Origin of the sequence: Micromonospora sp. C51, assembly GCF_018070435.1 — a bacterium.
GTDB classification, from domain to species: Bacteria; Actinomycetota; Actinomycetes; order Mycobacteriales; family Micromonosporaceae; genus Micromonospora; species Micromonospora sediminimaris.
Window position 1 is genome coordinate 14394 of the sequence record NZ_JAGPXQ010000024.1, and the last position, 19183, is coordinate 33576.

At 71.7% G+C, this 19183-nt stretch carries 19 protein-coding genes; 4 read left to right on the plus strand and 15 right to left on the minus strand.

Going from position 1 to position 19183, the window contains the following annotated elements; genetic code table 11:
- The first annotated feature begins 34 nt into the window (after positions 1-34).
- On the plus strand, positions 35-880 hold the full coding sequence (locus KBX50_RS21620; protein ID WP_210939260.1) for a universal stress protein: 846 nt from the start codon (positions 35-37) through the stop codon (positions 878-880).
- A 48-nt stretch (positions 881-928) separates the two neighbouring features.
- Here KBX50_RS21620 and KBX50_RS21625 read toward each other — a convergent pair whose 3' ends face one another.
- The 5 genes from KBX50_RS21625 to KBX50_RS21645 form a co-directional block, all read right to left on the minus strand.
- The gene (locus tag KBX50_RS21625; RefSeq protein ID WP_210939262.1) at positions 929-1552 is read right to left on the minus strand and encodes an FMN reductase; all 624 of its coding nucleotides are present in this window, start codon (positions 1550-1552) and stop codon (positions 929-931) included.
- Positions 1549-2688 carry an LLM class flavin-dependent oxidoreductase gene (locus tag KBX50_RS21630; RefSeq protein ID WP_210939264.1) on the minus strand — a complete coding sequence of 380 codons (1140 nt, stop codon included), beginning with the start codon at positions 2686-2688 and terminating at the stop codon, positions 1549-1551. The genes KBX50_RS21625 and KBX50_RS21630 overlap by 4 nt, the downstream gene beginning before the upstream one ends.
- Positions 2689-2847: 159 nt before the next feature.
- The gene (locus KBX50_RS21635; RefSeq protein WP_210939266.1) at positions 2848-3453 is read right to left on the minus strand and encodes a DNA-3-methyladenine glycosylase; all 606 of its coding nucleotides are present in this window, start codon (positions 3451-3453) and stop codon (positions 2848-2850) included.
- A gap of 96 nt (positions 3454-3549) precedes the next feature.
- Positions 3550-4242, minus strand: a complete 693-nt coding sequence (locus KBX50_RS21640) for a response regulator transcription factor (protein WP_210939268.1) — start codon at positions 4240-4242, stop codon at positions 3550-3552.
- Positions 4239-5099, minus strand: a complete 861-nt coding sequence (locus KBX50_RS21645; protein WP_210939270.1) for a sensor histidine kinase — start codon at positions 5097-5099, stop codon at positions 4239-4241. Before KBX50_RS21645 ends, KBX50_RS21640 begins: the two co-directional genes overlap by 4 nt.
- 124 nt (positions 5100-5223) lie before the next feature.
- On the opposite strand from KBX50_RS21645, the gene KBX50_RS21650 reads away from it, so the two are divergent.
- The 3 genes from KBX50_RS21650 to KBX50_RS21660 are packed head-to-tail and all read left to right on the plus strand — an operon-like array spanning position 5224 to position 7444.
- Positions 5224-5943, plus strand: a complete 720-nt coding sequence (locus tag KBX50_RS21650; RefSeq protein WP_247674172.1) for an ABC transporter ATP-binding protein — start codon at positions 5224-5226, stop codon at positions 5941-5943.
- Positions 5940-6725: a hypothetical protein gene (locus tag KBX50_RS21655; protein ID WP_210939272.1), complete on the plus strand. Its 786-nt coding sequence runs from the start codon at positions 5940-5942 to the stop codon at positions 6723-6725. The genes KBX50_RS21650 and KBX50_RS21655 overlap by 4 nt, the downstream gene beginning before the upstream one ends.
- Positions 6722-7444: a hypothetical protein gene (locus KBX50_RS21660; RefSeq protein ID WP_210939274.1), complete on the plus strand. Its 723-nt coding sequence runs from the start codon at positions 6722-6724 to the stop codon at positions 7442-7444. The genes KBX50_RS21655 and KBX50_RS21660 overlap by 4 nt, the downstream gene beginning before the upstream one ends.
- Positions 7445-7624: 180 nt before the next feature.
- On the opposite strand, the gene argH is transcribed toward KBX50_RS21660, so the two are convergent.
- From argH to KBX50_RS21710, 10 genes are all read right to left on the minus strand, one after another.
- Positions 7625-9088: an argininosuccinate lyase gene (gene argH, locus KBX50_RS21665; RefSeq protein ID WP_210939348.1), complete on the minus strand. Its 1464-nt coding sequence runs from the start codon at positions 9086-9088 to the stop codon at positions 7625-7627.
- A 58-nt stretch (positions 9089-9146) separates the two neighbouring features.
- The gene (locus KBX50_RS21670; RefSeq protein ID WP_210939276.1) at positions 9147-9662 is read right to left on the minus strand and encodes an arginine repressor; all 516 of its coding nucleotides are present in this window, start codon (positions 9660-9662) and stop codon (positions 9147-9149) included.
- Positions 9659-10588 carry an ornithine carbamoyltransferase gene (argF, locus tag KBX50_RS21675; RefSeq protein WP_210939278.1) on the minus strand — a complete coding sequence of 310 codons (930 nt, stop codon included), beginning with the start codon at positions 10586-10588 and terminating at the stop codon, positions 9659-9661. The genes KBX50_RS21670 and argF overlap by 4 nt, the downstream gene beginning before the upstream one ends.
- Positions 10585-11910, minus strand: coding sequence for an acetylornithine transaminase (locus tag KBX50_RS21680; RefSeq protein WP_247674173.1), 1326 nt, complete (start codon positions 11908-11910; stop codon positions 10585-10587). Before KBX50_RS21680 ends, argF begins: the two co-directional genes overlap by 4 nt.
- Complete coding sequence (gene argB, locus KBX50_RS21685; RefSeq protein WP_210939280.1) at positions 11907-12794, minus strand: acetylglutamate kinase; 888 nt, start codon at positions 12792-12794, stop codon at positions 11907-11909. Before argB ends, KBX50_RS21680 begins: the two co-directional genes overlap by 4 nt.
- Positions 12795-12849: 55 nt before the next feature.
- Positions 12850-14016, minus strand: a complete 1167-nt coding sequence (argJ, locus tag KBX50_RS21690) for a bifunctional glutamate N-acetyltransferase/amino-acid acetyltransferase ArgJ (protein WP_210939282.1) — start codon at positions 14014-14016, stop codon at positions 12850-12852.
- On the minus strand, positions 14013-15014 hold the full coding sequence (gene argC / locus KBX50_RS21695) for an N-acetyl-gamma-glutamyl-phosphate reductase (RefSeq protein WP_210939283.1): 1002 nt from the start codon (positions 15012-15014) through the stop codon (positions 14013-14015). Before argC ends, argJ begins: the two co-directional genes overlap by 4 nt.
- Positions 15015-15146: 132 nt before the next feature.
- Positions 15147-15956, minus strand: a complete 810-nt coding sequence (locus tag KBX50_RS21700) for a hypothetical protein (RefSeq protein WP_247674174.1) — start codon at positions 15954-15956, stop codon at positions 15147-15149.
- Positions 15953-18256 (minus strand): hypothetical protein, encoded by a 2304-nt coding sequence (locus KBX50_RS21705; protein WP_210939284.1) that lies wholly within the window; start codon positions 18254-18256, stop codon positions 15953-15955. Before KBX50_RS21705 ends, KBX50_RS21700 begins: the two co-directional genes overlap by 4 nt.
- Positions 18253-19062, minus strand: coding sequence for a hypothetical protein (locus KBX50_RS21710; protein ID WP_210939285.1), 810 nt, complete (start codon positions 19060-19062; stop codon positions 18253-18255). Before KBX50_RS21710 ends, KBX50_RS21705 begins: the two co-directional genes overlap by 4 nt.
- Positions 19063-19183 lie beyond the last annotated feature (121 nt).

Below are 19183 nucleotides of genomic sequence, written 5' to 3' on the forward strand. Positions count from 1 at the left end.
ACGCGTCGACAATGAGCCCTGACCGACTCATGGAGTGACGATGAACCGACCTGTCGTGGTGGGGGTGGACGGATCACCGCCGAGCCTGGTGGCCGCGGAGCACGCGGCACAGGCGGCGGTGTGGCGGTCCCGCCCGCTGCACCTGGTACACGGCTACCTGCATCCGCTCGGCTACGGCGTGCCGATCAACCCGTACGAGGTGGGCGTGCCGGCAGCGTCGGAGGACGGCCGCAAGATGCTCGAACAGACCGCCGCCGAACTGGTGGACCGGTGGCCGGGGTTGACGGTCGAGGTGCGTCAGGTGGCCGGCGGGCCGGGCGCGACCCTGGTCGAGGAGTCCCGGCGGGCGGAGCTGGTGGTGGTGGGCAGCCGGGGCCTGGGCGGTTTCGCCGGGCTGCTGCTCGGCTCGGTCGGCACCCAGGTCGCCGCGCACGGGCACTGCCCGGTGCTGGTGATCCGCCCGCCCGACCGTCCGATCCCGACCGAAGGTCCGGTGCTGGTCGGTGTGGATGGTTCGGAGTCGGCCGAACTCGCCGTCGGTTACGGCGCGGAGGAAGCCGGCCGGCGCGGCGGGACGCTGGTGCTGATGCACGTCGCCGACGAAGGCGACGACGACGGGGAGGCGGCGGCCCTGCTCGCCACCGCCGGCGCGGCGGCGCGGGGCAGCCACCCAGGGCTGATCGTGGAGGAGCGGGTGATCGTCGCGCCCAAGCCCGATCAGGCGCTGATCGAGGCGACCGGGGACGCGGCGCTCGTGGTGGCCGGATCGCGCGGTCGGGGTGGCTTCGCCGGGCTGCTGCTCGGCTCGGTCAGCCAGACGCTTGTGCACCACGCCCGCTGCCCGGTGCTCATCGCCCACCCGCACCAGCCGGAGCAGTGAGTACCGCTCGGCCGGGCCGCCGCCACGTCGGCGGCCCGGCCGGCGGGATCAGCCGTCCCGGCCGTTGAGCAGTTGATCGAAGCTGGTGGTGAGGGCGAACGGGTCGACGGGCCCGCTGGACGGGGTACTGCGCCGCACCAGCTCGGCCAGTTCCCGACCGGCGCGCTCGATCCGGGCGCGCAGCGCACCGTCGACGGTCCCGCCGGACCAGTCCTCCGGTGCGGCGAAGACCGCGGTCGGCGTCACCACCGCCCGCAGGTAGGTGAACATCGGACGGAGCGCGTGCTCCAGCGCCAGGGAGTGCCGTGCGGTGCCGCCGGTCGCGCCGACCAGCACCGCACGGCCGCCGATCGCGTCGGCGTCGACCAGGTCGAAGAACGACTTGAACAGACCGTTGTACGAGGCGTTGAAGATCGGACTGACGGCGATCAGCCCGTCGGCGCCGGTGACCTCGTCCAGCACCTGCCGCAGCGGCTCCGACGGAAAACCGGTGAGCAGGTGGTTGACGATGTCGTGGGCGTGTTCGCGCAGTTCCACCGGGCGCAGCTCGACCTGCTCGCCGTGCCGGACCAACTCGTCGCGGGTGGCCACGGCGAGTTGGTCGGCCAGCAGCCGGGTCGATGAGGGCTGGCTGAGACCGGCCGAGACCACGGCGAGGGTACGCACGGTCATCGCGCGGCCTCCGGTGCCCGGCCGGTGACGTCGTCGATGGCGTGGACGGTGCTGTCGCTGCCGCCCCCGGCGGCGGCCAGCAGCGAGGCGTGGGTCGGCGCCAGCGGCACGTGCGCCGGCCGCAGCGACTCGAATTCCTTGCGCAGCACCGGCACGACCTCCTCGCCGAGCAGATCGAGCTGCTCCAGGACGGTCTTCAACGGCAGCCCGGCGTGGTCGACGAGGAACAACTGCCGCTGGTAGTCACCCACGTAGTCGCGGAAGCTGAGCGTACGGTCGATGACCTGCTGCGGGCTGCCCACGGTCAGCGGGGTCTGCGCGGTGAACTCCTCCAGCGAGGGGCCGTGGCCGTAGACCGGCGCGTTGTCGAAGTAGGGGCGGAACTCACGTACCGCGTCCTGGGAGTTGCGCCGCATGAACACCTGGCCACCGAGACCCACGATCGCCTGGTCGGCCGAGCCGTGACCGTAGTGCTCGAAACGCTGCCGGTACAGGCCGACCATCCGCCGGGTGTGCTCAGCGGGCCAGAAGATGTGGTTGGCGAAGAACCCGTCGCCGTAGTAGGCGGCCTGCTCGGCGATCTCCGGGCTGCGGATGGAGCCGTGCCACACGAACGGGGGTACCCCGTCGAGCGGGCGCGGCGTCGAGGTGAACGACTGCAACGGGGTGCGGAACTTGCCCTTCCAGTCGACCACGTCCTCGCGCCACAGCCGGCGCAGCAGGTCGTAGTTCTCGATGGCGAGGGGGATACCGTTGCGGATGTCCTGGCCGAACCAGGGGTAGACCGGCCCGGTGTTGCCCCGGCCCATCATCAGGTCGACCCGACCGTCGGCGAGGTGTTGCAGCATCGCGTAGTCCTCGGCGATCTTCACCGGGTCGTTGGTGGTGATCAGGGTGGTCGCGGTGGAGAGCAGCAGCCGCTCGGTGCGGGCGGCGATCCAGCCCAGCATGGTGGTGGGCGACGAGGGCACGAACGGCGGGTTGTGGTGCTCGCCGGTGGCGAAGACGTCGAGGCCGACCTCCTCGGCCTTCAGCGCGATGGTCACCATCGCCTTGATCCGTTCGGCTTCGGTGGGCTCCCGGCCGTTTGTCGGGTCGACCGTGACGTCGCCGACGGTGAAGACTCCGAACTGCATGACCGCTCCCTCGTGTCGTCCGACCGGGCGGTGCTGCCCGACGCCCCCGACAACATATTTGACGAATCAACTATTCCGCGAGCCCGCCGCACACCAGTGTCCCCCGTCACGCCCGTCTCATCCCCGAGGCCGATCGACGACGCCGGTCGCGGGCGGCCCTCAGGCTCGTCGGCGGGGCACGTGCCGCCGGTACGGACTGACGGTGGGGTCGCCGGTGATCCAGAACCGCCACGGCACGTCGTGCGCGGCGGCCACGCCGACGCGTGGGCCGACGGAGATGGCCGACGGCGTGACCGGGCGGGTCGGCGGCGTCAGCAGCAACGGTCCGGTCCCGTCGAGCATGCAGGTGCCGTTCGCCGCCGCGTCGACGCCGAGCGCGACCACCAGCCGTGCGGGTCCGCGCGCGAGATCCCGGTCGGCCACCTCGCCACGCCGCTTGCGGGCCAGGTCCATACCGTCGACCACCTCGCCGGCGCGCAGCAGGACCGCCGCCGCCTCCCCCTCGTCGCCGCAGACGACGTTCAGGCACCAGTGCATCCCGAAGACGAAGTAGGTGTAGGCGTAGCCCGCGGGACCGAACATCACAGTCGTCCGGGGCGTCGGTCCGCGATGCGCGTGCGAGGCGGGATCCACACCGGTGCCGGCGTACGCCTCGACCTCGGTCAGTCTGATCCGGACCCCGTTGGCCGACACCTCCCAGCCCAGCAGCTGCCGCGCCGTCTGCGCGACGTCGGCGGCCGGGGTCGTCAGCCAGGGATGGTCCACGCCTCCAGATAACCCGGCCGGGGTCCAACCGGCAAGCCGCGCTCCCGTGCTGATCCAGGGCCACGGCCGCGACATCCGGCAGGCAGGACGCGAAGATCACGCAGAGGATCGAGGTGCGACGAGATCGTTCTCGTAGGCGGCGATGACGAGCTGGGCTCGATCCCGGGCGTCGAGCTTGGTGAGCAGGTTGCCGACGTGAGTCTTGACAGTCTTGATCGAGATGGTGAGTGTCCGAGCGATCTCGTCGTTGGACAGGCCGCGGGCCACGAGAGACAGCACCTCGGTCTCGCGGCCGGTGAGCCTGTCGATCTTACGGACCTCGGGTGGGCCGGGCCGGTCGAGGTAGTGCGCGACGAAGCGAGTGAGAATGCTGGGAGCGAAGAGGGACTCGCCCGCGTGGGTCCGTCGGATTGCGTCGACGAGTTGGTCCGGGTGGGCGTCCTTGAGCAGGAACCCGTGCGCCCCGGCGCGCAGCGCGGCAGCCACGTACTCGTCGAGCGCGAACATACTGAGCACGAGGACCCTGGTACCGCTCAGGTCGGTGGCGGCGGCGATGCGTCCGGTCGCTTCAATGCCGTCGCCGTCGGGCATCCGGATGTCCATCAGGACGACGTCGGGGCGGCGTTCACGGGTGAGCGACACGGCCTCGTGTCCGGTGGCAGCCTGACCGACGACGGTGAGGCCCGGGGTGCCGTCGATGAGCAGGGCGAGGCTGTGCCGCAGGAGCGGCTGGTCGTCCGCGACGAGCACCCGGATGCTTGTGGATCGGCCCGCTGATTCAGTTGTCATCCGGACCGCCGGGCCGGCAGGCGCGCCGTGAGCTGGAAGCCCGGCCCGGACGGGCCAGCGCGCAGGGCACCATCGAGCATGCTCACCCGCTCGCGCAGACCGTCCAGGCCGTGGCCGGCCCCGGGGCGGGCTCGCCAGCCGGGACGGGGACCGGTGTCCCGTACCTCCACCACGATCGCGTCGCCGTCGCGATCCACGGTGACGTGCACGCAGGTCGGCCCGGCGTGCCGGGCCGTGTTGCTCAGGCCCTCGCGGACGATCGCGCACACGGTGAGCTGCACGCCCGGTGGCACCTCACCGACCTTCCGCACCTCGACAGTGGCGGCGATCCCGGCGGCGGTCGTGGAGCGCACGATCTCCGGTAGGGCGTCGAGTGTGTCGGGCGGCCGCAAGGGAGCGGGCTCGGCGCCAGGTGCGCGGAGCACGTCGAGCATCCGCCGCAGTTCGGCCGTGGTCTCCCGACCGACCTGTTCGATGTCGGACAGGGCGTTCGCCCGTTCGGCCTCACCGGTTGGCCCGGTCACCCGGGCGGCCGTGGCGGCACGCACCGTGACCAGGCCCAGGCCATGCGAGACGAGATCATGAAGCTCACGGGCGATGCGCAACCGTTCCGCCGCCGCGGCCCGCTCAGCCGCCCAGGCGGTCAACCGGTCCTCGTACACCCGCCGTTCCTGACGGGCGCCAATCACCGCCCAGAGCAACGCTGCGACGGCGGTCGTGGTGATCACCGTCAGCAGGAGCGTCCCGGCCGGCCCCACGGTGCCCGCCGTCATCAGGCAGAGGAGCAGAGCCACCGGCACCGAGACTGCGACGGCGGACAGCCAGGGCCGCCGTGTCGGTCGCCCGTCAGGTGCCATCTCGCGAGTCTAGGAACCCGGACCGTGGCCTGACATCGGACCTGGGTCGGAGCGACCTGAGGTGGGAGGGCTGGCGGAAGTCCCGGCTCTGGTCCGATGACGCGGATCGGCACCCTGAGCTGACATGGTGCTCATGCTGTCAGTCGAGCGTCTGGTCAAGCGGCGCGGCTCCCGCGAGATCCTCACCGATGTCACCTTCCGGGCCGCACCGGGCCGGGTGACAGGTCTGCTGGGGCCGAACGGTGCGGGCAAGTCATCCACCCTGCGCATCCTGTTGGGCCTGGACCGGGCGGATGCCGGCACGGCCCTGGTCGACGGCCAACCGTACCGGCGCCTGCGCCAGCCGTTACGCACCGTCGGGTCGATGCTGGAGGGTTCCGGCGCACACCGCTCCCGTACCGCGCGCAACCACCTCACCTGGATGGCGCGCAGCAACGGCATCCCGATCCGGCGGGTGGCCGAGGTGCTCGATCAGGTCGGGCTCGGTGCCGCCGGAGGAACCAGGGTCAGCCGGTTCTCGCTCGGCATGTGCCAGCGGCTCGGGCTGGCCGCCGCGCTGCTCGGCGAACCCCGTGCACTTGTGCTCGACGAGCCGGTGAACGGGCTCGATCCGGAGGGCATTCGCTGGATCCGCGTTCTGCTGCGCGGGCACGCGGATGCCGGTGGCACCGTGCTGCTCTCCAGCCACCTGATGAGGGAGGTGGACGAGATCGCCGACGACCTGGTCGTCATCGCCCACGGCCGGGTCGTCGCCGCCGGCCCGATCCGCGAGGTCACGGCCGGCTACCCGACCCTGGAGGATGCCTTCTTCGCTCTCACCGGGCCGACGGCAGGTGGGCGATGACCTTCTTCGACACGGTCGTCGCCGAGATTCGAAAGACGGCGACGCTGCCGGCGACCGCTGTCGCGCTGGCTGTCACGGTGCTCGGTCCGGTCGCGATCACTCTGATCAACTCCGTCGGCGTCCGCGCCGCGCTGCGCAGCGGACGGCCCGAGCTGACGGCCTACACCTCGCCTGTTGAGGCGGTCTTCTCCGCGGTGCCGATCGGCACGGTCGGCGCGGTGGTCCTCGGCGTCGTCGCCGTAGGCGGCGAGTACACCGCGAACAGTGCCAGGATCGGCGGCGGTCGGCAGATCACCACGACCCTCACCGCTACCCCCAACCGCCTCGGCGTGCTGGCCGCCAAGGTCGCCAGCGTCGTCCTGCTGGTCGCGGTAGCGGCTCTGGTGGTGATTCCCGCCTCGTTGGCGCTGGCCGGCGGGATAGTCGGCACCGACGCTCCGCCGGCCCCGGAAGGGGTGCTGTCCCGCTCCGTCGGTGCCGGGATCTATTGGATGCTCGCGGCGCTGATCGCCCTCGCCGTCACCGTCTTCACCCGCAACGGGATCGTCCCGATCATCGTGCTCGTGGTGAACAGCAGCCTCGTCTCGGTCTCCGTGCTGCTGTCGCACCTCACCCCGCTCGCGAGGTTCCTGCCCGATCTCGCGGGCATGAGCATGTTCGCCGGTGACCTGCTGGCGTTCGACGACGCGCTCGCCCCGGTCACGGGCGGCCTGGTCATGGCCACCTGGACGGCAGGGCTGCTCGCGCTGGCCAGTGCGGTTTTCCTGCGGCGGGACGCGTGATCCGCTCCTGCGCCCGCGCCACCGTCGCGGAGTTGACCAAGCTGTTCGGACTGCCTGCGGCGCTGGCCGCGGTCTTCGGCACGATCGGCGCAGCCGTCGCCATCACCGGGGCGTTGGCCGCCTCGCCGGTCGGGGCGAACGAGCCGGTCGCAGTCGTCCTCCAAGCGGTGCCGTACCTCCAGGCCGGCACCATCTCGCTCGGCGTCCTCGCGGTCGGGACCGAGTACGCCGATGGGCAGATCCACACCACCCTGCTGTGTGTGCCGGACCGCCTGGCCGTGCCGGCTGCCAAGACCTTCGCCTACCTGGCCTGGGCTGTCGTAACCGCCGTCGCGGCGCTCGCCGTCGGGCTGCTCACGGCCCGAATCGCGCTGGCCACGCGGGACGTCCCGGTGGTCACCGACGGTTTCCCGTGGAAAGTCGTCGGCGCGGCGGCCTACCTCGCGCTCATCGGGTTGCTCGGGCTGGCTCTGGCCGCGCTCCTGCGAGCCGTCGTTTCCGCTCTCGTCGTCACGCTCAGCCTGGTTCTGGTCGCCTCGCCGGTGCTGGACGCCGTCACCCCGCACGCTCGTTACCTGCCAGACCGGGCTGGTGGCCTGCTCTACCTTCCCGACCCGGCACGGGTCCTGACGCCCGCCACCGGCCTGCTCGTGCTGCTCGGTTGGGTCGTTGTCATCGGGAGTGGGGCCGTGGCTGCCTTCCGTCGCCGGGACGCCTGAGTACGCCGCCAACCTGTACGAGGCGCTCGCCCTCTTCCCGCACCGCCTCTCCACCCGTACCTCCCCCACCACCTGACCCGGGCGCGTTGAGGCAGCAGTTTCGGGGAAACTGTCGTCTCAGCGTGCCCGGTGGCGACAGTTTCCCCCGAAACTGCACGAGAGATCGCGAAGGGGTGCGGGTCAGCGGGGGACCACTGACTCGGCAGTCCAGGCGCGCCAGGTGGTCAGCTGGTCTGCGGCGGTGGCTAGTTGGTCGGCTACCGGGCCGGGGCCCGTGGAGCCGGGGGTGATCCGGGCGGCGAGGGCGGAACGGACCGAGAGCACGTCGCGGACGCTCGGGTCGAGGTGCTCGCTGACGGTGGCCAGGTCGGCGTCGGAGACCTCGTCGAGGGCGCAGTCCCGGGCCGCGCAGAGCGCCACCAGCTTGCCGGTGATCTCGTGCGCGTCACGGAACGGCACGCCCTTGCGGACCAGCCAGTCAGCCACCTCGGTGGCGAGGGAGAAGCCCACCGGCGCGGCGGCGACCAGGCGGTCGACGCGTACCGTCATGGTGGAGATCATCCCGGCCAGCGCCGGCAGCAGCAGTTCCAGGGTGTCGACCGCGTCGAAGGCCGGCTCCTTGTCCTCCTGCATGTCCCGGTCGTACGTCATCGGCAGGCCCTTGAGCATGGTCAGCACCGCGACCAGCCCGCCGACGAGCCGACCGGACTTGCCCCGGGCCAGCTCGGCGATGTCCGCGTTCTTCTTCTGCGGCATGATCGACGAGCCGGTGGCGAAGGCGTCGTCCAACTCGACCCAGCCGAACTCCTGCGACGTCCAGAGCACCACCTCCTCACCGAGCCGGGACAGATGCACCCCGATCATCGCGGTGACGAAGAGGAACTCGGCGACGAAATCCCGGTCGGCGACCGCGTCCATCGAGTTGGCGAAGGACGTCCGGAAGCCCAGCTCCTTCGAGACCGCCACCGGATCCAGCGGCAGCCCCGATCCGGCCAGCGCCCCCGCGCCGAGCGGACTGACGGCGGCGCGGTGATCCCAGTCGCGCAGCCGTTCCAGGTCCCGCAGCAGTGGCTGCACGTGGGCGAGCAGCCAGTGGCCGAAGGTGACCGGCTGGGCGTGTTGCAGGTGCGTCATGCCGGGTGCGGCGGTGTCCACGTGCCGTCCGGCCTGCTCGACGAGCGCCTCGGCCAGCTCCACCAGCCGCGCGGCCACGCCCCGCGCATGGTCACGCAGGTAGAGCCGCAGGTCGGTGGCGACCTGGTCGTTACGGGACCGGCCGGCGCGCAGCTTGCCGCCGAGGCTGCCGAGCCGTTCCAGCAGCCCGCGCTCCAGAGCGGTGTGCACGTCCTCGTCGTCGACGGTGGGACGGAACGTGCCCGAGGCGCAGGCGGCCTCCAGGTCGTCGAGGGCGGCGAGGATGCGGCCCAGTTCCTCCGGGTCGAGCAGGCCGGCACCGGCCAGCACCCGGGCGTGTGCCCGAGAACCGGCGATGTCGTACGGGGCCAGCCGCCAGTCGAACTGCACGCTCACCGACAGCCGAGCCAGGGCCTCGGACGGGCCGCCGGCGAAGCGCCCTCCCCACAGGCTCGTCCGGTTGGCCGCTGCGCTGTTCTCGGTCAGGCTCTTGTCATCCACCCGGTCAATTGTGGTCCCCACGATCAGCAGCCTCCCCACCGGGCACCCACGTCCGACACGACCTCACTCATGGCGTACCGCTCCCTTCGGCGCTGTCGTCCCGGCGGGCCCAGCCGGCGAGCCGTTCACCGAGCGCGGCGCCACCGTCAACGGCGCGCGCCACGACGAAGATGGTGTCGTCGCCGGCGATGGTGCCGACGACCTCCGACAGACCTGCCCGATCCAACGCGCTGGCCAGGTAGTGGGCGGCTCCCGGCGGGGTACGCAGGACCGCGATGTTGCCGCTGGAGTCGACCTCGTTGAGCAGTTCGCGCAGCAGCCGTACCAGGCGGGCCGGCGCCGCCTCGGCGTCGCGCAGCGGGCGATGGCCGTCCTCGGGGATGACGTAGACGGCTCGACCGTCACCACCCCGGGCGGTGACCGCGCCGAGTTCCTTCAGATCCCGGGAGAGGGTGGCCTGGGTGACCTGCACGCCCTCGTCGCCGAGCAGCTCGGCCAGCTCGGTCTGCGACCGGATCGGCTTGTCGCGGATCAGCTCGACGATGCGGGCGTGCCGAGCGCCCCGGGTCAGTGGTGCCGTCATGTCGGCTCTCCTTGGAGAAGGAAGGTCAGCAGCGCCTTCTGGGCGTGCAGCCGATTCTCCGCCTGGTCGAAGACGGCGCTGCGCGGGCCGTCGAGCACCTCGTCGGTGATCTCCTCGCCGCGATGCGCCGGCAGGCAGTGCAGCACGACGGCCTCCGGCGCGGCGTGCCCGAGCAACGCCTTGTTGACCTGGTACGGCAGGAACGGGGTGCTGCGGTCCAACCCGTCACCCTCCTGTCCCATCGAGGTCCAGGTGTCGGTGGCCACCACATCGGCGTCCCGCACCGCCGCCACCGGGTCGGTGAGTACCCGGACCGAACCGCCGGTGCCGGCGGCGATCGCCTCGGCGCGGGTCACCACGTCCGCGTCCGGATGGAAGCCGGCCGGGCCGGCGACCCGCACGTGCATCCCGGCCGTCGCGCCGGCCAGCAGGTACGAGTGGGACATGTTGTTCGCCGCGTCCCCGACGTAGGCCAGCGTCCGCCCGGCGGTACCGCCACACCACTCGCGGATGGTGAGCAGGTCCGCGAGCAACTGGCAGGGGTGGAACCCGTCGGTCAGCGCGTTTACCACCGGCACTGTGGCACCGGCGGCCACCGCCGCGATCCGGTCGTCGCCGTGGGTACGCAACACGATCGCGGCCACATAGCGGGACAGCACCCGACCGGCGTCGGCGAGCGACTCACCCCTGCCGAAGTGGGTGACCTGGGTGTCCACCACCAGGGGGTGACCACCGAGTTCGGCGATGCCGGCGTCGAAGGAGACCCGGGTACGCAGGCTCTGCTTGTCGAAGAGCACCGCCACCGAGCGGGGCCCGGCCAACGGCGCGAACGCGAAGCGGTCGGCCTTCATCCGGCCGGCCAGGTCGAGCACCGCGGACTGCTCGGCCGGAGACAGGTCGTCGTCGCGCAGGAAGTGCCGGGTCATGCGGAAGCCTCCGTCGGCGTCACCGGTTCGGTTGGGATCTCGGTGCGGGAGCGCCCCTGCGAGGGCGTTTCCGTAACCGGATCCGCGGCGACCGCCGGAGCGGCGGTCGAGAACGCGCCGCGGGACGGCGCATCCTGGGCACCGCGATCCGGAGCGCTCGTGGCGGCGCTCAGGGCGGCCGGCAGCGCCGCCAGGAAGGCATCGGCCTGAGCGGCGGTGAGGATCAACGGCGGGGCCAGGCGGATCACGTCGGGCTGGATCGGGTTGACCAGGAAGCCGGCCTCGCGCAGCGCGCCGGCGAGGGCCGCGGACACCGGAGCGGTCAGGGTGACGCCGAGCAGCAGCCCCACACCGCGTACCCCGCCCACCAGCGGATGACCGAGCGTCTCGATCCCCCGACGCAGCCGCTCACCGATCCGCTTGACGTGGTCGAGCAGCCCCTCACTGGCGATGGTGGAGATCACCGCCAGGGCGGCGGCACAACTGACCGGGTTGCCGCCGAAGGTGCTGCCGTGCGAGCCAGGGCCGAGCAGGTCGGCCGCCGGGCCGAAGGCCAGGGTCGCGCCGATGGGCAGGCCGCCCCCGAGCCCCTTGGCCAGGGTCACCACGTCCGGTTCGACGCCGTCGGCCTGGTGGGCGAACCAGTGCCCGGTCCGGCCGATGCCCGTCTGCACCTCGTCGAGCACCAGCAGGGCACCGTGCCGCGCGGTGATCCGCCGGGCCTCGGCGAGGTAGCCGGCCGGCGGGACCAGCACGCCGTTCTCACCCTGGATCGGCTCCAGGATCACCATGGCCGTGGCGTCGGTCACCGCCTCGGCCAGGGCGGCGACGTCACCGTACGGGACATGGGTGACCTCGCCCGGCAGCGGACGGAACGGGTCCGCCTTGGCCGGCTGACCGGTCAACGCCAGAGCGCCCATGGTGCGGCCGTGAAAGCCGCCGACGGTGGCCACCACCTGGGTGCGGCCGGTGCAGCGGGAGAGCTTGAACGCGGCCTCGTTGGCCTCGGCTCCCGAGTTGGCGAAGAACACCCGCCCCGGCCGGCCGGCCAACGCCAGCAGCAGCTCGGCCAGGGCCACCGGCGGCTCGGAGACGTACAGATTGGAGACGTGGCCGAGCGTCGCGACCTGCTTCGACACGGCCGCCACCACCGCCGGGTGGGCGTGGCCGAGCGAATTGACCGCGATGCCGCCGAGCAGGTCGACGTACTCCCGGCCGGCCTCGTCGACCACGACGGCGCCGGAGCCCGACACCAGCGCCATCGGCGGCGTGCCGTAGTTGTCCATCATCGCCTGCCGCCACCGGCTGACCAGAGCACTCATGAGGGAATCACCATCGTTCCGAACCCTTCCGAGGTGAACACTTCCAGCAGGGTGGAATGGGCGACCCGACCGTCCACGACGTGCGCGGCCGGCACTCCCCCGTTGACGGCCCGCAGGCACGCCTCCATCTTCGGCACCATGCCCGACTCCAGCGACGGCAGCAGCTTCGCCAGCTCATCGGTGCTGATCTCGCTGACCAGGCTGGACTTGTCGGGCCAGTCGGCGTACAGGCCGGGTACGTCGGTGAGCACCACCAGCTTGCGCGCCCGCAGGGCGACCGCGAGCGCGGCGGCGGCGGTGTCGGCGTTCAGGTTGTGCAACACCCCGTCCGCGTCCGGCGCCACCGTGGAGATCACCGGAATCCGGCCGGCGGCGATCAGGTCGTCCACCGCCGAGACGTCCACCGACTCCACGTCGCCGACCTGGCCGACATCGACCGGCTGACCATTGACGTACGCGGGCCGCCGCACCGCCGTGAACAGCCCGGCGTCCTCGCCGGAGAGACCGACCGCGAACGGCCCGTACGCGTTGATCAAACCGACCAGTTCCCGGCCCACCTGGCCGACCAGCACCATCCGGACCACGTCCATCGCCTCCGGGGTGGTCACCCGCAGGCCACCCCGGAACTCGCTGTCGATGCCCAGCCGGCCGAGCATCGCCGAGATCTGCGGGCCGCCGCCGTGCACCACCACCGGCTTGAGCCCGACGTACCGCAGGAACACCATGTCGGCGGCGAAGGCCCGCTGCAACTCCGGGTCGACCATGGCGTTGCCGCCGTACTTGATCACGACCGTGGAACCGGAGAAGCGGGCCAGCCACGGCAGCGCCTCGATCAGCGTGGCGGCCTTCGCCTGGGCGCGGGTCAGATCAGAGCTGAGGGTCACCGGGTCGACCTTTCGTTCGCGACTGCGGGACTCCGCTGCGCTGCGTTCCTCGCGCTCACGTTGAGTAGGCCGAGTTCTCGTGCACGTAGGCGTGCGACAGGTCGTTGGTCCACACCGTCGCCTCGGCGGTACCGGCGTGCAGGTCGATCCGGATCGTGACGTCCCGGCCGGAGAGGTCGACCTTCGAGCGGTCCTCGGCCGCCGCACCGCCCCGGCAGACCCAGATGCCGTTGACTGCCACGTCCACGGCGTCCGGCTCGAAGGCGGCGGTGGTGGTACCGACAGCGGCGAGGATCCGGCCCCAGTTCGGGTCGTTGCCGAACAGCGCGGTCTTCACCAGGTTGTTGCGGGCCACCGTCCGGCCCACCTCGACCGCGTCGTCCTCGTCGGCGCTGCCGACGACCTCGATGGCGACCTGCTTGGTGGCGCCCTCGGCGTCGGCGATCAGTTGCTGGGCCAGATCGTGACAGGCGGCGGTGACCGCCGAGACCAGCTCCGTCTCGCTCGGCGCGACGCCCGAGGCACCGCTGGCCAGCAGCAGCACCGTGTCGTTTGTCGACAGGCAGCCGTCGGAGTCGACCCGGTCGAAGGTGACCCGGGTGGCCGCCCGCAGCGCGGCGTCGAGCGTCTCCGGCCCGGCCACCGCGTCGGTGGTGAGGACGCAGAGCATGGTCGCCATCGCCGGGGCCAGCATGCCGGCGCCCTTGGCCATGCCGCCGACGCTCCAGCCGGCGCCGGAGACGACTGTGGTCTTCGGCCGGGTGTCCGTCGTCATGATCGCCTCAGCGGCGGCACCACCGTTGTCGCCCAGGCTGCCGACAGCAGCGGCGACCCCGGCCAGAAGCCGGTCCATGGGCAGCCGTTCGCCGATCAGGCCGGTGGAGCAGACCGCCACCTCGCCCGCGCCGATCTGATGCACGTCGGCCGAGGCCAACACGGCGGCGGTGTGCTCGGCGGTGGCATGGGTGTCCTGGAAGCCGGCCGGGCCGGTGCAGGCGTTCGCGCCGCCGGAGTTGAGCACCACCGCCCGCACGATGCCGCCCTGGACGACCTGCTGGCTCCAGAGCACCGGCGCGGCCTTGACCCGGTTGGCGGTGAAGACCCCGGCCACCGCAGCGTCGGGGCCGTCGTTGACCACCAGCGCCACATCCGGCTCGCCGCTGCTCTTCAGGCCGGCGGCCACCCCGGCCGCCCGGAAACCCCGGGGTGTGGTCACGGTCACGGTGCGGTCCCCCAGACGGACAGGCCCGTGGCTTCGGGCAGACCGAACATCAGATTGGCGTTCTGCACCGCCTGACCGGCGGCACCCTTGCCGAGGTTGTCCAGCGCGGCGACCACGATCAGCCGACCGGAATCGACGTCGACGGTGGCCTGCAGATGGCAGGAGTTGCCGCCCAGCGTGGCGGCGGTGTGCGGCCACCGCCCCTCGGGCAGCAGATGCACGAACGGTTCGTCCGCGTACGCCTGCGCCAGCACCGCGCGCGGGTCGGTCTCGCCGGTCGGCAACACGGTGACCGTGGCCAGGATGCCGCGCGGCATCGGCGCCAGCACCGGCGTGAACGACAGCCCGGTCGCGCCGGTGGCCTGCTTGATCTCGGGTACGTGCTGGTGCGCGCCCACCTTGTAGGGCGACAGGTCGCCCATCACCTCGCTGGCGAGCAGGTGCGCCTTGGCGGCCCGGCCCGCGCCCGAGGTGCCGGACGCGGCGACGACCACCACGTCGTCGGGTCGGGCGACACCGGCGGCGATCAGCGGGGCCAGCGCGAGGATGATCGTCGCCGCGTAGCAGCCGGTGCTGGCCACCCGTTCGGCGGCGGCGATCCGCTCCCGCTGACCCGGCAACTCGGGCAGGCCGTAGGTCCACGCGCCCGCGTGCGGGCCGCCGTAGTAACGGGCCCAGGCGTCGGCGTCCACGAGCCGGTGGTCGGCACCGAGATCGACGATCCGGACCCCGGCGGGCAGCTGCGCCGCGAGGGCGGCGGACTCGCCGTGCGGCAGGGCGAGGAAGACGAGATCGGCCTCGGCCAGCACCTCCGGCGCGGTCGCACCGAGGGTCACGTCCAGCCCGGTCAGCTGCGGGTGGACCGCGTCGAGCCGTTGCCCGGCCTGACTGTGCGCGGTCGCCGCGACCAGGTCGAACTCGGGATGTCCGGCGAGCAGGCGGAGCAGTTCACCACCGGCGTACCCACTCGCTCCGGCCACCGCAGCCCGAATCCCCATACCTACCTCCGCATGACTATGCAGCGAGGATAGCCTCGAAAGAAAGTTACTGCAAGGTCATACAGTCGTGCGCATGGTGATGTAAAGCCGGGTGCGGTGGCCCTCCGGTGCCGAAGAAGGGCCACCGCACGATCAATTGGCTCGCCCCGACAGCCCGTGCTGACGCTCGTACGTCCGCAGCGCGGCGTCCCACGCCTGCGTGTACTCGGACGGCCCAAGACCGAGATCACCGTGGCCCTTCACCGCCTCCCGCAGCAGACTCACCAGATCCGGGACGGTGTCACGGCGCTCCACCACGTACCGCTGGAAGACCTCGGCGAACTGCTCCCCAGCCAGCCGCGCCGCATGCCCGGTGACCGGGTCGTCCTCCAGGCTCTGCAACACCGCAGCCCACCGGCGGGTCAGGTCGTCGGCCTGCCAGGCACGGATCTTCTGTAGCTCGTGGTGGCACTCGAGTTCGATCCGCTCCTCCCAGTACGGGCGCAGCCGCTCCCGCACCCGCTCGTCGGGGCTGACCCGTAGATGAACTCCGAACTGCGGCAGGCTCGCGTCCTGCGGCCACCGTTGGTGCATCAGGAGGTTGTTCAGCGCCCGCTCCAGGTCGTGAGCGCGGTGCGGTTCGTGCTCGCGGGCGAGGTCCACCGCCCGCTCCCGGACGATTCCACCCGCCCACGGCAACAACCGCTCGGCGCGCAGGCGCAGTTCCTCGAACCCCATGTTCGACGCGGTCCAGAGGTAGACGACGTGCAGGCGGAAATCGAAAGCGTCGCCCTTGGCCGGCACCAGGAGGGGTTGCGGTACGTCCTGCCGAAAGCTCACCCGAACGGGTACGGGCGGCAGCGGAGCGGGAGACGGCGGAAAGATGGAGTGCCACCATCGGCGATCGGCCTGCCTCGGCACCGAGTGGTGGACGTGCGGGTTCCCGGCGGGTTGAGTGCTCATCGGTTGTCCTCATCGATAAGTTGTCCGACATCGGCAAGCAGGGCGTTCCGGGGCATCACCGGGTGCCACACATGCCGTAGCTGGTGGTGGAGTCGCCGACGCAACGGAATCCGTCCCGCCACCACGAGTCGCAGCAGCGCCAGGACGTGCCCAGCGACCTCCGGTTGGCCGTCCGCCCGGTTGAGCCAGGAGCCGAGGGTCCGCCAGGACCGGTACGCCGTTTCCGGCAGGCTCAGCGCCGTCGCCCAAAGCGTCGCCAGGTCCTCGTCGGTGATAACCCCCGTACGGGCGAGGTCCAGCAGTTCCGGCCAGTGTTCCCGAGGCGGCCGCGCCCACCGTTCGGCAAGAACCCGCAGCGTTCGGGCGGCGTGCAGCGGTACCTCGCGGTCGGGCGACCGGGTCCACTCGACCAGATCGGGCACCAGGGCGGCGGCGTGGCCACTCTGATACACCTCGATCAGGCCCCGAACCACGGAGTTGTTCCAGCGTTGCATGCGCGCTGACGCCACCAGGCGTAGCTGCACCAGCGCCGCGTCAGGCCAGAGACGGGCCAGCCCGAGTTCGTGGGCTCGGGCCACGGTGTCCCGCAGATGGCCGGCCGGCCCGGCTGCCCAGCGATCCAGCTCGGCCCTGACCCGCTGTCTCAGATGGGGTTGCATCGCCATCGCCACCAGCACGATCGCGGCCGCCTGCCGAACTCCGGCCCGCCGCTCCCGGGCCAGATCCCGTACCGTGTCCAGGGCCGCCTGCACGTCTCTGCTCGCCGTCCAACCGACCGCCCCGGCCGCCGCCTGGCGTACGGCCGGCTGTTCGGCCCGGACCAGATCCGCGAGCCAGCCGAGCAACACCCGAGGTGGGTACCAGTCCGTCCAGGCCACGTCGAGCACGGCGGAGCGCAGTTGCTCGCTGCCTGCGGCGAACTGGAGATGGGCAGCGCCCACGGCCCACCCGTCGGCCGGTGCCACCACCGCCGCCCGCAGCGTCGTGCCGAGCAGCTGATCGACGGTGGTTCCGCGTAGGCGCAGCGGAACCGTCGCCGGTGGCATCGGCGCGTCGGCCGACACGAGCCGGTCGGCGTACCCGAGCCCGTCAGCGGCCACGAGCCGGTCGGCGGCGAGGCGGATCTCCGAGGCGGAGAGGCCGACCAGAACCGCGCAGGAGAGCCGGAACGCCCGTACCTGGTCCCGGGACCAACCTACCGAGGCACCGGCGCCGTCCTCCGCGTCGAGAATGCGCGCCGCGCGCTCGCGCAGCTGCCGGGGCAGTAGCTCCGCCAACCGGGCGGTCAGCGCCGCGGCGCGTGGTGCCGTGCGGGCGATCGCCTGCACCACCGCAACGACCTCGCGTGGCCGAGGTTCCCCGCCGAGGTAGGTCGCCAGCAAGGGATGCCGGACGCACTCCTCGTCGACGTACCGTTCGACGCACCCGCCGTCACAGCCGTCCGCGCAGAAGTCGACGCACGGCACCGTCAACTCACGACGCAGCCGGGTGCGAAACACCTCCTCCGCTGGCGGCGGTCGATGCTCGACCACATGGCCGCTGAGATCCTGGATCCGCCGCGAGAAGTCGCCGACGAGAAGCAGGGTCACCCCGTGGGTCTCGGCGCGGGCCGCCAAGGCGACGAGGGTGTACGAGTCCACCGCGCGCACCGTCTCGTCGCTGAGCCGCAGCACGTAGCCGCATCCGCTACGGGGAACGGAGTTCGTGCCGAGCAGGTCGGCGAGTTGCTCGACGCCGAGAACACCTACCCGGCCGAAGCCGTGCCGGCGGGCCGAGGCGACCAGCGCGGAGGTGAAGCGGCCGCTGCCGGGCGGCCCGGACAGGCACACCAGGTGGCGTTGCTTCAACTGCCGGTCGAGCTGCTGATCGCTCGCGGCGGGAGCGTACGCGAAGGCGACCTCCCGTACGGTCGATTCGCTCAGTGTCTCCGCCCAGACGCGACCACCCCCGGCGGTTGCCGCGGCGGTGACGCTGACCGTGCCGATGGCGAGCGCGCCAGGACCGATCGCGTTCTGCCCCTGTACCTGCATGTCGCCGACATCGATGCGCCCGCTGCCGCCGAGCAGACCGGCGAGACGACGCAGCACGTCGGCGGAGTCCAGCGGCTCCTCGGCCTCGTCGGTGTCCTCGACATCCTCCGGCTCCCGCTCCGTGGATGGTGGGTCCGCAGCGGTCGAGCCGCTGTCCGGCGCGGGTCCGGGGCGGTCCTCCCGCGGCTGGTCGCCCGGTGGCTCCAGCCCAGCATCGGCCGGCACGGCTTCGGAAGCGGACCACGCCGGATCCGGACGGTGGTCGCTCACCGGTCCGTACCTCCACCGAGATTCGCGTCACGACCGATCGACCCGATCGCCGTGGCACCCGGGCCGATGGCGTTCTGCCCCTCGACGGTGATGTCGCCGGTTCGGATCCCGCCCGGGGCGGGGATGTCGCCATCCCGGGTCGCGCGCGAACGGCGAGCAGAGACATCCGACGTGTCCCCAGCCGGTGAGGTGGACTCCGGGGATCCGTCCACCCAGGAGGCCAGGTCCTCGTCGACGACGCAGAGCCACGCCGGCTCCTGAAATCCCTTGCTCGCGTGGACCACGTCGATCCGACGGAACCGTTCCGGGCGGAGCTCCTCGGGATACTCGGTGACAACGTCACGGTAGATGTCTGCGGACACCACAAGCGCGATCCCGGCCTCGGGGAAGGCGGCCAGAGCCCGGCGGACCGGCTCCGCGTCGCACAACCTGCTGACCAGCACGACCGCTTGCCCGGGAAATCCATTGGCACCGTCGAGGTGCACCATGCCCTGGTGCACCGCAACCCTGAGCCGGATGCGGGCCGCCGGCAGCCGGCTGGCGTTGTACCGCCGCAGCAGCCGATTCAGCTCCGGCACGAACCGGCCGATCACTCTCGCCTCGGGTATGTCGTGCGGCAGGATTGCCAGTTCGCCATCGCCCGACTGCTGCGTCGTCCAGCCCACCCGGTCCATGCCCACGTCGCCGGCTGCCTCCCGCAGCAGGCGGTGAAAGTCGTGCTGAGCCTCGTACTGCTGAAGGTTGGTACGCCGGCTGTAGCGTTCCATGTCCACGCAGACCAGCAGGCGCCGCTCGGGATGTCGCATGTGGTCGGTCCTCCTCACCATGGCCCGTCAGAGCCGGGCACCAGGTGACATCCAAGACGCGACGAAACTCGGAGATCCCGTAGAAAGACGGCATCGCCGCGTTTGTCGTCCACCCGTCATC